Genomic DNA, 12,709 nt, shown 5'->3' with positions numbered 1-12,709 from the left:
AGAAATGATTATCGAACTCTTTGGACCGCCTGGAGCTGGTAAAGCAGTCTTTGCCCATGCGCTTGCTAAGTCGCTGCGTGGGCAGGGCTACGCTACGAAGGTGGTATTCAGTCACAAAGCAAGTAGAAGGTCAAGGAGTGTAGATCTCGGGATATTTATGTTTATCTATAGAGTATTTTCTGCAATATTTTCAACTGCAAAACTGTTCTTCTATACGTCGGATTTGATAAAATATCTGTCGATCGCGTCGTCGATGCTAAAGGCGATTGAGCCAAGGAAATTTATTTGGCGAGCTCGGGTCTGGCAAAAAATCATAAACCTTTCCAATCGTTGGGACCAAGCGCGACAGTGCAGAGAGATTACAATATTCGACCAGGGATACGTGCAGGCTGTTGCTTCACTGTCGATTTTTCACGGGTGCGTCGACAACGTTGCGATTGCAAGAGCGCTGAAGGTCACTCCTACCGCGGATTTTACCTTGCGAGTGGTATTGCCTCGTGCAGCAGCCGAGGCGCGGTTGCGGGAGCGGATGATGCAGGCGGCTCCGGCCGAACGCATTCTCGATGCGGATTTCGAAGCGAGCATGCGAGCTTTCGGAGTGTTTCAAAATATCAACGACATCCTTGTGGCAACCGACAGGAAAACAATCTCCGTTGAAACCCTCGACGACCGATCGTTGTCGAAAAGCGTTGAACTCGTCAGCCGCAAGATCGCCTTCAAGATGGCCCGCGATCAGGTCACTCCCATGTACCGACATCAAGTTGTCCACTCATCGCAGCCGCTGACGGTAGACAATGCCTACCTTGATGACGGCGTGGATACCATAACAATACAGAACCCCGTAAATTCCGCAGCTGGAAGCGATGCGGTAACGCTCGGGAAGCAAGAAATAAACCGTAGCCTGGGCTATGCCACCGTTTTTGCGCTCATGATCTATGTGACCGGGGCAGGTCTAACCAGCCTGGCGCAATTGCTGATTGCTCGTATCGTAGGCTCTACCAGCTATGGTATCTACTCCTACGTCCTTTCAACCACATCGGTGCTCGCATATCTCGCAACCCTTGGCTTCAACGTATCGTTGTTGCGCTTCGTATCTGCCTATAGGGCCCAGGGGCGCCTGGACCTGGCCCACGGCATAATCAGATTTGCCTTTCAACGCTCGTTGGCAGTGGCGTCTCTATTCGGCTTGGCAGGGGCGACCTACATCTTTCTGTCTTCGTCCTCACACAACAGGGAACTTGAGATCAGCCAGCTCTTGGGTATGGCCGCCGTTCCGCTGGTCACGACTTCAGCCTTGGGCGCGGCTCTCATCCGTGCCTTCGGCGGCGGTGTTTCTGCCCTTCTGCCAGAACGCATTGTGCGTGATGGACTGCTGCTCACATTGCTAAGTGCCGCCGCCTTGTCCGGTTCGTGGACTCTGAATGCACCGTTGGTCATGCAAGCGGTGCTGACGAGTTCGGCCGTAACAGTCGCATTCGTCTTTGTCCTGTTGGCAAGATTTCAGCCGCCGGGTTTACGACATGCTGAACCTGCCGATGCATCCAAGGATTGGTGGTCGGCGGTCCCCCCTATCATGCTGATGGCGGGTCTTGACGTCTTCATCAACAGGGCGGGGGTAATGGTGCTCGGCTGGACCGGCCACATACGCGACGCAGGCATTTTCGCCCTGGGGCTCAATGTCGCGTTGCTTGTCGGTCTCTCGTTGGTGGCCGTCTCTACAATGTTCTCGCCGACGGCAGCTACGCTTTACGCAAAAAACGACCGAAGAGGTTTGCAAGAGCTGTTTTCACGAGCTGCCCTGCTTTCCTCCGGTGCCGCAATAGCAATGGCAATCCCGTTGCTCTTGATTGTTCGGCCGCTTTTAAGCTGGTTCGGTGAGGATTTCGGAACTGGAGCACCGATCGCGCGGGTGCTGATGCTCGGCTACGTATTCGTGGCCCTGTGCGGACCGCAGCTCAATCTCTTGACCATGACCGGAAACGAATGGGCGGCCGCTGTGACGATGATCCTCGGGGCAGCTTTTGGTGTCGTCGGCTGTGCCATAGGAGTAGAGATCTACGGTCCGCTGGGCGCAGCAATAGGGCTTGCGCTTGCCCTGGTCGTCTGGAACGTGGCCATGGCGATTTATATTCGCAAGCGACTGAAGATCACGCCCGGACTGATCTACGCGATCACGTCCTTTAACAGCCGCACGGTCGAAAGCACCCAGCGGACTTGGTTCTTGCGCTGACTCGATGCTCTGGGATTGGTGACCGGCGACAGACCCCGGCTGGCGCGATGTGATCCATTCTAGCGCAGGCATCAAGGTACGCACGGATTGGCTGGCTTGCGTATCGGCGTCTCGATGAAACGCCGAACGAAAAGAGACGCAGAGAATGCCTCGTTCTTGCCGATCAGCGAGGCGAGCGCGTTGAGAGGGATGTGAACAGGGCGCCGACAGAGCCAGGCGACGCCAGTGAGCCGATCGCGCGGGTCTGAGTGAGCAGCGCGAACTGCCGGCAATCTACGCTGACACGAGCGTTTGTTGCTCCGTCTCAGGGTCCGTCGCGCTTCCATGAAAGTGTCGATACCATTCGACGAAACGGGCAACGCCATCCTGGAGCGTGGTCGCCGGCGCGAAGTCTACGGCCCGGCGAAGATCGCCTACATCGGCGCGCGTCTCGAGAACATCACCTGGAGGCAAAGGCACATCCCTCCTGAGAGCTTTGCGACCTACGGCTGTCTCTATAATCGCGATTAGCCTATTGATCTCCTCTGGCCGGTCATTGCCAATGTTGTACAGGCGATATGGGGCTGAGCTGGTGGCTGGATCAGCCGCGTGACCGTCCCAATTCTGGTCGGCACACGGTGGCGTTGCGAGTATTCGAGCCACCCCTTCGACGATATCGTCGATGTAGGTAAAATCTCGCCAGACACGGCCGGCATTGGACACCTCGATCACGCGTCCCTCGGCGATGGCGTGGGTAAACGCGTAGACAGCCATGTCGGGCCTGCCCCATGGTCCGTAGACGGTGAAGAACCGCAATCCTGTCACCGGCAAGCGAAATAGATGACTATAGGAATGCGCCATGGCTTCATTCGAGCGCTTGGTGGCGGCATAGAAGCTTATTGGATGGTTAGCGCCGCCATGTTCGGAAAAAGGTATGGTTTGGTTGGCGCCGTAAACCGAACTGGACGAAGCGTAGACCAGATGCTTGATGTCGAAGTGCCGGCAACCCTCAAGAACATTGAGAAACGCCACGATGTTGGAATGAACATAGGCATGCGGGTCGACAAGGGAGTAACGCACGCCCGCCTGCGCAGCCAGGTGGACGACATACGATGGTTGAAAGTCGGAGAACAAAGCTTGCACCAACAATCGGTCCGCCAGATCCATACGCATCGGAGTGAAACCTGGCTCCGCGCAGAGGTGCGCAAAACGCGCTTCCTTGAGCTTTAGATCGTAGTAGGGCGTGAAATTATCCACGCCTATGACCCGCGCACCGTGACGCAAAAGCCGCGATGCCACATGAAACCCGATAAAGCCTGCGGCGCCGGTGACTACAACAGGACCTTTTCGTGCCAGCTGCATAACCGCCATATCCGGACTGGATCGACCGTATTTCGTTCCTGTTGAACTGGATTTGTCAGGTTGTGCGTCAAGCATGCCCGCGGTCTTGGGATTATGTCCGGCCATGACGAATTGCCCCGCTTCGAATTTTCTGCATCGAGATCCTCGGCTATATCTGGATCAGGCAGGGAATGCGCTCGCACAGACGCAATGCCAAACCAACATACCGGACACGCGCCGCCTCGCGGTCGAGGCGGCATTATCACGGCAATACGGAAATTCGTCCGAGCAGAGCTACCAGTTCACCCTGGCGCTTGGTTTCTGTTTTGGCAAAAAGCGAGGCAAGCTGGGACCGGATCGTGGTGCGGCTGAGATGCCAGCTGCGGGCGATTTCCAATGGTGCGTCCCCTTGAGCTAACCTCATGGCAAGCTGAGTTTCTGCGCTCGTGAGGCCGAACATCTTTTGCAATGTCTGCGGATTAGCCGAGGACCGGGTCTCCCGGTCTAACAACGCTACGATACTTGTACCGTCGGGCGCAATCACCCCGCCCTCATTGAGTATCACCGGCCGATCGTCAGTGGTGCGGATCACCACCCATGACAACGAACCTGGCAGGAAGTTGGTTGGAACGTTCGCGACCAGCCGCCTCAGCGCAGCCGTAAGCTCCGGAGCCGTGCCGGCCGTCTCACCCTGTCGTTCAAAGGTGCTTTGAGCGGCAATGTTCCACTCCACCACCTTTTTCTCGCGATTGAGGACCAGGAAGCCACAGCCAATGCGGTCCAGCATCCCGGTGACTGATTCCAGGCTCCGACGCTTTGACGCACATGCTGTGCCCTGCCTGTCCGACGTGTAGCGTGCCAGGCGAGCGACACTGCCGTAAGCAGTGCTCAATTCAATATGGCGCTTATTCGCAACGGTATCGTTGTGCCTATCAATGAAAGACATTGCCTTCCCACCCCTGTTGGCCGAAAACCGCTAAGATCTCCAATCGTTACGCTTGACTCCAAGACAGATTTCTCTGCCAAAAATCTTTGATCTCAGAGGCTTGCATCGGTTTCTTCATGCTCTCTTACAAAGAGTCCAGGCGAACCGGACGCTCTTCGTGAATGATAGTAAGCTTGGATTTGAGGGCCGCAATCCGGCAGTGGTATTAGATCAGGCGGTGGAGTTCTAGGCTCGACGGACTAATCCGAAAGTTGTAGTCTGTGAGGTATGGGGCTGCATCTGCGTAGAATGGTTTCGGCCTTGAAGGGCATCTCGCTAGCTCACATGGCTTCCATGCTGGTGCTAGTTTTCACGCTAATATTCGTAATAACAAACTTAATTCAGACGGAAACTGAAGCAACCTTCATATCATCTATTCCAGCTATAATTGTCGCTGCATATCTTACTGGGCGTTGCGGTGCAATAATTGCGACCCTCGTGACAGTCGCCGCCAGCCTCGGGGCCGAACGACTTCTGCGCGGTTCGATTCCCGCAGAGGACTGGCCGCGAGCAATCTTTCTCCTGGTTTCCGGCTTCATGATCGCCTTCATGTTCCACCGCTTGCGGCAGGACCTTAGCGCGGCCCTGGAGGTCGCCGAAACTCGATTGGCCGCCGTCGAGGCCACCGAGAGCCGCTTCCGTTCGGTGTTCGAGCGTGCGGCCCTCGGCTTTGCGAACACGAATGAAAAAGGCGAGCTTCTGCAATCCAACAAACGCCTTTGTGAACTGACAGGATATACCGAAGCCGACCTTGCTCAATTTCCGCTTGCGCAGCTTGTTCATCCCGATGATCGCGATAGCGTTGTTGAAGCGCTTGCCGATCAAGGCAAGTCCGCGATGCCATTCGATATGGAAGTCCGATTGAAGAAGAAGGACGGTTCCACATTCTGGGCTCGCCTGAACCTATCGTCGTACCGTTCCGACGGCCTCCTTTCAGAGAGCGCGATCATCGTTGTCGATGACATCTCGGAACGACGGACGGCGCGCGAAGCGATCCGGGTTCAGAAGGAACGGCTTGATCTGGCGCTTTCGGCGGGGCGGCTGGGAACCTGGCAAGTCGACCTCAAAAGCGGCGTCGTCACGGGTTCCGACAAATTTTGGGAAATCTTAGGCCTGCCGCGCGCCACCAGCCGGCCGATAGACGAGCTAGCTGCCGTCGTCTATCCCGCGGACTGGCCAAAGCTTGCACTCCCCAAAGAATCCGGCGCGACCACGAATTACGACATTGAGATAAGGGTGCGACGTCCGGATGGACCTGTTCGTTGGGTCGCTCTGCGCGGACGGGAGGAGCGGTATCATGATCAGCAGTTGCTGATCGGGATAGCAGCTGACCTGACTGAACGTCGGCAGACCACGCTTTTGCGCGCCACGGTCAGGAGACGGGACCGTATTTTGATCGAACAGCGCCATCGATTCAGCAATCTTTTCGCGGTCGTGATAGCGCTGGTCAAAATGGTTGGTGCTCCGGCGAACAATGTCATGAAGTTCAAGGAGGACCTAATCGATCGGATACGAGCGCTTGAAGTCACGCATATGATGATCTCCGGTCGCACCGCCAGTTCGGTATTGCTCCGGGATCTCGTGGTCCAGGAACTGTTGCCCTACATGGAAACGCGAAAGATAAAGACCCATGGCCCTGACGTCATGATGTCAAGCGGCGCTGCCGAAACCTTCGCAATGGTTGTTCACGAGCTTACGACGAACTCCGTCAAATACGGCGCGCTTGGCGGTTCCCGAGGGCGCCTTGAGGTTAGATGGGCCGATAGTGGAGAAAGCGATGACGTCGTCTTCGATTGGATCGAATCGGGAAGGCGCAGGAAGGCCAAGAACATCGGCCATGGCATTGGTTCGATGATATTGGGCGTCAACACCGCGCCGCTTATCGGCCATGCCTCGAAGCTGGAAATATTTGAAGGCGGTCTACGATACTCGCTGCGGCTGTCTCGACGTGAAATCGCGCCCTAGTCGATATATTTCGAACGCCAGTTTTGTAGCGCGACGGCTGCCTCGGTGCGGTTGCGTACTCCCAGCTCACGCATTACCGCAGCGGCGTGAATTTTTGTCGTTGCTTCGGAAATGTCCAAATCGCGAGCTATCTCCTTGTTTGAAAAGCCTTCCGCCATCAGCTTGAGCACGTCACGTTGCCTTGAAGTCAGCTTGCTAAGGCTGGCCGCTCCCATCCGCCGTTGGGTCCATGCCCTCGCCGATTGGGGTGCGTGTGACCCGGGACCCCCGGAAGGTCGAGACAACAGCGCCGGCACATAGATGCGGCCTGCCAGAATCTCGCGCACTGCCGATACCACTTCTTGGTCCGTCTGAGATTTCACGATGTAGCCGTGCAGCCCGATCGACAGGGCCTTCAATATTTCCGCTCGTGAATCATTGCCGGAAACGATTGCAAAACGGGTGTCCGGATACGCTGACAAAACGTCGCCGAGCACTTGCTGGTTGAACAGTCCCGGCATGTTCAGATCCAGAATGGCTAGATGGATGTCCCGCTGAGCCAGGACACTGGCAGCGGCATCAAAACATCCAGCTTCGAATATTTCCAGTTCCGGGAGCTCGGCCTTGAGCGCCAAACTCAGCCCACGACGATACAGACCGTGATCGTCCGCAATGACGACTCGATACATTTGCATTCCACCCCAACGCAGGCCCTACAAAGCGGGCCCTGAAACGCCTAATGCGGCTAAACGGTCAATCGGGGAATGGCCTTGGCGGTGGCCAACCACTCGTCGAACGCCCAGAAATCCGCACCACTTGCGCGCCGTATTGCTAATATATTCCTCTATGGCGGAAAAATCTCTTTTTTTTTCCGAGGACCGTTCAACCGGCTTGAATCGCACCGTCTCTGCCTTTGTCAGAAAGCCAACATCGCGATCAGGCGCGTCTATGGCCAACTACCAAATTCCATGTGACATCAGCTGTTTGAGCGGTAGCGAGACGTAAATTCCAGCAGGTGGATTCTGAGGTCCGCACTGGGGCATTTGAAGGTCTCGTGGCCAAGCTATTTTGCAGATGTAGGTCGGCATATTCGGCGCCATCGTGCCTCGCGGCGGACAGGGCGGACCGGCCTAGTCGCTGAACCTGCGGAGGCAATGGATTGGTGCCATTCGATTGCACGACGACATCCTTCGAACGCTCACTTACCGTTCTTCATAAGATGCTCGGGACGGACACGTGGCGACTTTTCTATCCGACCCATAGTCGGAAGAGGTCTGAACACGTCTACCCAGGCACCAACCATTGAAGCGGCGTTGAACTATGGAGGATCGGATGAAAGCGGTTATTCAATGCGGTGGGATGGGAACACGACTTCGTCCCTTTACGTCGGTGTTGCCGAAGCCGCTGATGCCAATTGGTGCCCGGCCGGTGCTCGAGCTGCTTCTCAAGTGGCTGCGACGCAATGGCATTGAAGAGGTCTACATCACGACCGGGTATCTCGGCCATCTCATCCGCAGCGTGTGCGGTGATGGTTCGCAATGGAACCTGAAAATACGGTACACTCAGGAGATGGAGCCGCTGGGCACCATCGGGCCACTGTCGCTTATCCGAGATGAACTAACCGAACCCTTTATCGTGCTGAACGGCGACGTTCTCACCGATCTTAGCCTCAGCCGATTCACGGCTGCCCACCGCAAGCACAAGGATCCGGTGACCATCGCTACCGCCAACCGTCTTATCAAGATGGATTTCGGTGTCATCGACGAAGTCGACAATGCAGTGCAGATGTTCCGCGAGAAGCCGACGCTTTCTCATCTCGTTAGCATGGGCATCTACTGCATGAATCCGGATGTTCTGAGTTTTATTCCCTCCGGCATTCCATTCGGATTCGACGACCTGATGCTGCAGATGATGCAGCAAGGCACGGTCGTCCATGTCTACAAGCATGAGGGACTCTGGCTCGATATCGGCCGCGTCGACGATTTCCAGAATGCTCAAGCCATTTCCTGGGAAGAGCAGTCGGCTTCGATCGAAGTCGCGGCAGCGGCTGCCTGACAAACGGCGAGAAACTCAAACACGAATGATGATTTGGGAGTGAGGTCACCATGCTCTTGGTCAGTGCCCCGATTTTGGGTGTTCCGGAGAAGGCGGCTCTATCAAAGGTCATTGATAGCAGCTGGTTGACCATGGGCGAGCAGGTTCGATTGTTCGAAGAGTCGTTTGCCCGCATGCATGGCGCGGACGATTGCGTTGCGGTGAGTTCCTGTACCGCGGCGCTTCATCTCATTTTGCACGGACTTGGCATTGGTCCGGGCGATGAGGTGCTGGTTCCGTCGCTAACCTTCGTGGCGACCGCGAACTCAGTGCTCTATGTCGGTGCAACTCCCGTCTTTGTCGATATTGAGTCAGCCGACTTGCCGTTGATGTCGCTTGCGGAAGCCGAGGCTCGATGCACGCCGCGAACGAAGGCCATTATTCTCGTTCACTTCGCCGGGTATCTGGCCAATCGAGAACAATGGCAAAGGTTCGCTCGTGTTCGGGGACTGCACATCATTGAAGACGCGGCGCATGCTCCTGGCTTGAGAGAAGTAGGGACCTTCGGCGTTGCCGCGGCCTTCAGCTTCTACGGCAACAAGAACATGACAACCGCCGAGGGCGGCGCCGTAATCGCCCAAGACCATGAACTGCTGGAAAGGATTCGCCAAGCGCGCGGGCATGGGATGACCACCGGCACACACCAGCGGCTGAACAGCCGCACGCCGCAGTATGACGTCACCATGCTTGGGTTCAATTACCGTATGGACGAGATGCGGGCCGCAATCGGACTTGTCCAGTTAGGAAACCTGCAAGAATGGAACGAAGTAAGGCGTATCCTCGTCGTCCTTTATCGGCGACTCATTGCAATGCACTGCCCGGCAATAACCGTTCCATTCAGTGAATCGCGGAGGTCGGCGCACCACATCATGCCGATACTTTTACCGCGATACGCCGACAGGCAAGCCGTTATCGACGAACTGCGCAACCAGGGAATCCAAACAACGATCCACTATCCGCCCGTGCACCGGATGACGTTGTACCGCGAGCTTTTTCCCGGGACCCAATTGCCGCGAACAGAAGACTTTGCTCAGCGGGAGCTGACGATTCCACTTCACCCGCAGATGACCTCAGCGGTGGTCGAAGCGGTTGTGGAGGCTCTGGCAACTGCGGTGAACGGCTGTACCAAAGCAGGAACGGCCGCATGAATGCGACAGATCAATCCCTCCACCGACACTACGTTGCAGTCTCGGCCCATGGGTCTGTGCGGCGTTTGATCGACATTGCCATTGCGAGCGTTGCTGCGGTCTTGTTTGCGCCACTGATGCTGCTGATCGCCATCGCCCTTCTGGCCGAGGGCGGTAGGCCGGTTTTGTTTGCACAAACCCGCCTGGGCGCCGGGGCTCAGCCTTTTCGCATGTACAAGTTCCGCAAGTTCGATGTGCGATGCGATCCCCACGGCCTCGCGCTGACCGTCGCCGACGACAAGCGCATGACAACGATAGGGCGAGTGCTCGCCGCGACAAAGTTCGATGAACTGCCGCAACTGTGGAATGTAATCATAGGCGACATGGCAATCATTGGGCCGCGGCCGGAGAGCCTGGCGTTCGCCGACTGTTTCCACGGCGGCGCCGAGGCTGTTTTGCAGTACAAGCCTGGCTTACTCGGTCCGAGCCAGGTTCTCTTCCGCAACGAAGCGAATTTCTATCCGAAGTTCACGGATCCGGTGCAGTACTATCGCGAGACCCTGTTTCCCGCCAAGGCGAGGATCGACCTTTCCTATTATCCGCAGCGAACTCTGGTGGCTGACGCCGTCTGGATGGCTCGCGGTTTTCTAGCCGTTGTCGGCCGGGTACCGCCGTCGCCGATCGCGACTAAAGCGCGTTCGGGCTGACACTCCGGTGAGTGTCACCGTCAGAGTGGACATGGCAAGAGGGACGATTGGTCATGGACTACAAAGGCAAAAAGGTACTGGTCACGGGCGCCGATGGATTTATCGGATCGCATCTCACCGAGGCGCTGGTCCGCAATGGAGCGGATGTCACAGCATTGGCGCTCTACAATTCGTTCGACAGTCACGGCTGGCTTGACGATTTGCCGGACAACATCCGAGCCCACCTGAAATCCGTGCGTGGCGACGTGCGCGACAGCGCGTTCCTGAACAGGATCATGCGCGGCCAAGCTGTGGTTTTTCATCTGGCTGCTCTCATCGCGATTCCATATTCGTATGCGGCTGCCCAGTCATACGTGGAAACCAATGTCATGGGCACGATGAATGTTCTCGAGGCAGCGCGTCAGTGGGACACCGAACGCGTCGTGCACACCTCGACCAGCGAGGTTTACGGCACGGCGCTGACCATGCCTATCAAGGAATCTCATCCGCTGCAGGGCCAGTCTCCATATTCGGCATCGAAGATCGGTGCCGACATGATGGCCGAAGCCTACGCCAGGTCATTTGACGTTCCCGTCGTAACTCTGCGGCCATTCAATACCTACGGCCCACGCCAGAGCGAGAGGGCGATAGTGCCGACCATAATCAGGCAGGCCCTCGACAAGAACTGTTCGGCTATCATGGTCGGGGATACGAGCCCTATCCGCGATCTAACCTTTGTTGAAGACACGGCGGCAGCATTCCTGACCGCAGGCGTGGCGGAACTCAAATTCGGCCATGCCTACAATGCCGGAAGCCAGCGTGCCGCGACGATCGCGGAAGTCCTGGACCTGGTGGTCGAGTTGAGCGGATCGAAGAAGCCTGTCTATCGAGATGAAAGCCGCTTGCGCCCGCAGAACTCCGAGGTTCGCGCGTTGCTTGCAGACTCGACGCAATTCGAAACGCAGACCGGGTGGCGAGCCCGTACCAATCTGCGAGATGGGTTGGAGCGCACCATATCATGGTGGAAAGCGCGTCTCAGCGAGGGGCGGGTGCGCCGGGAAATGGGCTACATGACATGACTTGTCGTCGCCGACATGCGTTGTCGATGATCTTCGCTGTCGCGTGCCTTGGTCCGCATGCTGCCGCAAGCCAGGCGGGCAATACGTCAACGCACTTTGTTGCGACGCCGGCGATGCAGTTGCCCGACTATCTGCGTCCTACGGTCGATCCCGCGTTTGGGGAAACATTCACCCGGATCACAAAATCCGGGCCGCTTGGAAATGGGGTCGCGTGTATAAAAGATTATTGCAGCCACCGTTATTCCAGCGCCCAAGCCTGGAATGCGGACCAGAGCCTTCTCGTTATAACCAACGGCTGCAACGGGATGTGCTTTTTCGACGGACACACATTCCTACCGCAGCTGATGCGCGATCGATCGGGCGAATGTGAGTGGCATCCCCAAAATGCGGATCTGATGATCTGCGTTGGAGGCCAGCGAATATCGACCTGGGCGCCGCGGACCAATCACGAGGATGTGCTGTTCGATTCAAAGGACTATCGGGATCTGCACTTCGGACCAGGCAAAGGTAACCCGAGCCGAGACGGTAATCGCCTGGCAGTGCGTGCACTTCGATCGGACGGTGCCGAGGTCGTCTTCGCGTACGATCTCAAGCAGCATAGCAAGTTTGCCGATATCGCACTTGGGCGGCTTGCTGGGGTCAATGAGAACTGTTCGATCTCTCCTCTGGGCGAAAATATTCTCTGCATCCAGGCACTGGCGGACGGCACCGAACAGTCGTTTATTTTTTCGATCGACGGCGCTCCAGGCCAGCAGTGGACAGAGCATCATCGGCCGGGGCATGGCGACATGACGGTCGACGCCGATGGGAGCGAGATCTACGTCGGCATCAGCAAATCCTATCCGGACAGCTATCAGGTGATCAAACGCCGGCTGTCTGACGGGAAAGTAACTTCGCTTATGAAATACGGCGAGGCCTCGCATGCTTCTCTGCGTGCTTTGAACAAACCTGGCTGGGTGTTCCTGAGCTACGGCGGCGACCCGAATGTGGTTTCGGCCCGTCCGGAAATGGCACCCTATGCACGAGAGGTTATCGCGCTGCGCCTCGATGGCAGCGGAGAGGTTCGGCGCATAGCGCAAACGCGCAGCGTTGATTTCGACTACCGCAGCGAGACCCATGCCTCGCCGTCGCCCGATGGCTCGCAGGTAATCTGGTCCAGCAACTGGGGTGTGCCCGGCGGACCTGTTTATGATTTCGTCACCCGCGTCGACTGGTCGGAAGAGGCGAAGTCGAACTGAATGGAG

Annotated in this window: 10 protein-coding genes; 7 read left to right on the top strand and 3 right to left on the bottom strand. The window is 56.8% G+C overall.

The window, feature by feature from the left end:
• Positions 1-4 precede the first annotated feature (4 nt).
• Positions 5-2,230, top strand: coding sequence for a lipopolysaccharide biosynthesis protein (locus tag LB515_RS04010; protein WP_224706820.1), 2,226 nt, complete (start codon positions 5-7; stop codon positions 2,228-2,230).
• A gap of 273 nt (positions 2,231-2,503) precedes the next feature.
• On the opposite strand, the gene LB515_RS04005 is transcribed toward LB515_RS04010, so the two are convergent.
• Together LB515_RS04005 and LB515_RS04000 are read right to left on the bottom strand one after the other, a co-directional pair.
• Positions 2,504-3,571 carry an NAD-dependent epimerase/dehydratase family protein gene (locus LB515_RS04005; protein ID WP_224707155.1) on the bottom strand — a complete coding sequence of 356 codons (1,068 nt, stop codon included), beginning with the start codon at positions 3,569-3,571 and terminating at the stop codon, positions 2,504-2,506.
• A gap of 241 nt (positions 3,572-3,812) precedes the next feature.
• Positions 3,813-4,337 carry a helix-turn-helix transcriptional regulator gene (locus LB515_RS04000; RefSeq protein ID WP_224706819.1) on the bottom strand — a complete coding sequence of 175 codons (525 nt, stop codon included), beginning with the start codon at positions 4,335-4,337 and terminating at the stop codon, positions 3,813-3,815.
• Positions 4,338-4,973: 636 nt separating this feature from the next.
• Here LB515_RS04000 and LB515_RS03995 point away from each other — a divergent pair.
• Positions 4,974-6,500 (top strand): PAS domain S-box protein, encoded by a 1,527-nt coding sequence (locus LB515_RS03995; RefSeq protein ID WP_224706818.1) that lies wholly within the window; start codon positions 4,974-4,976, stop codon positions 6,498-6,500.
• Here LB515_RS03995 and LB515_RS03990 read toward each other — a convergent pair.
• Complete coding sequence (locus LB515_RS03990; protein WP_095768696.1) at positions 6,497-7,168, bottom strand: LuxR C-terminal-related transcriptional regulator; 672 nt, start codon at positions 7,166-7,168, stop codon at positions 6,497-6,499. The two genes, LB515_RS03995 and LB515_RS03990, sit on opposite strands and share 4 nt — an antisense overlap.
• A 643-nt stretch (positions 7,169-7,811) precedes the next feature.
• On the opposite strand from LB515_RS03990, the gene LB515_RS03985 reads away from it, so the two are divergent.
• From LB515_RS03985 to LB515_RS03965, 5 genes are read left to right on the top strand one after another with little or no spacing between them, the layout of a single operon-like run.
• Positions 7,812-8,534, top strand: coding sequence for an NDP-sugar synthase (locus LB515_RS03985; protein ID WP_095768666.1), 723 nt, complete (start codon positions 7,812-7,814; stop codon positions 8,532-8,534).
• 50 nt (positions 8,535-8,584) lie between these two features.
• Positions 8,585-9,721 carry a DegT/DnrJ/EryC1/StrS family aminotransferase gene (locus LB515_RS03980; protein ID WP_224706817.1) on the top strand — a complete coding sequence of 379 codons (1,137 nt, stop codon included), beginning with the start codon at positions 8,585-8,587 and terminating at the stop codon, positions 9,719-9,721.
• Positions 9,718-10,407, top strand: coding sequence for a sugar transferase (locus LB515_RS03975; protein ID WP_224522972.1), 690 nt, complete (start codon positions 9,718-9,720; stop codon positions 10,405-10,407). The genes LB515_RS03980 and LB515_RS03975 overlap by 4 nt, the downstream gene beginning before the upstream one ends.
• Before the next feature lie 53 nt (positions 10,408-10,460).
• Positions 10,461-11,465: an SDR family NAD(P)-dependent oxidoreductase gene (locus LB515_RS03970; RefSeq protein ID WP_140839031.1), complete on the top strand. Its 1,005-nt coding sequence runs from the start codon at positions 10,461-10,463 to the stop codon at positions 11,463-11,465.
• Positions 11,466-11,491: 26 nt separating this feature from the next.
• On the top strand, positions 11,492-12,703 hold the full coding sequence (locus LB515_RS03965; protein WP_224706816.1) for a hypothetical protein: 1,212 nt from the start codon (positions 11,492-11,494) through the stop codon (positions 12,701-12,703).
• Positions 12,704-12,709 lie beyond the last annotated feature (6 nt).

Origin of the sequence: Mesorhizobium sp. CA15, assembly GCF_020165215.1 — a bacterium.
Classification (GTDB): Bacteria; Pseudomonadota; Alphaproteobacteria; order Rhizobiales; family Rhizobiaceae; genus Mesorhizobium.
Note: the sequence above shows the minus strand (reverse complement) of the source record. Positions and strands in the feature narration are given on the sequence as shown.

Coding starts and splice junctions, on each gene's coding strand:
- LB515_RS03990 (WP_095768696.1), bottom strand. CDS start 7,168: ATGTATCGAGTCGTCATTGCGGACGATCACGGTCTGTATCGTCGTGGG.
- LB515_RS04010 (WP_224706820.1), top strand. CDS start 5: ATGATTATCGAACTCTTTGGACCGCCTGGAGCTGGTAAAGCAGTCTTT.
- LB515_RS03980 (WP_224706817.1), top strand. CDS start 8,585: ATGCTCTTGGTCAGTGCCCCGATTTTGGGTGTTCCGGAGAAGGCGGCT.
- LB515_RS03970 (WP_140839031.1), top strand. CDS start 10,461: ATGGACTACAAAGGCAAAAAGGTACTGGTCACGGGCGCCGATGGATTT.
- LB515_RS04000 (WP_224706819.1), bottom strand. CDS start 4,337: ATGCTGGACCGCATTGGCTGTGGCTTCCTGGTCCTCAATCGCGAGAAA.
- LB515_RS03965 (WP_224706816.1), top strand. CDS start 11,492: ATGATCTTCGCTGTCGCGTGCCTTGGTCCGCATGCTGCCGCAAGCCAG.
- LB515_RS03975 (WP_224522972.1), top strand. CDS start 9,718: ATGAATGCGACAGATCAATCCCTCCACCGACACTACGTTGCAGTCTCG.
- LB515_RS04005 (WP_224707155.1), bottom strand. CDS start 3,571: ATGCAGCTGGCACGAAAAGGTCCTGTTGTAGTCACCGGCGCCGCAGGC.
- LB515_RS03985 (WP_095768666.1), top strand. CDS start 7,812: ATGAAAGCGGTTATTCAATGCGGTGGGATGGGAACACGACTTCGTCCC.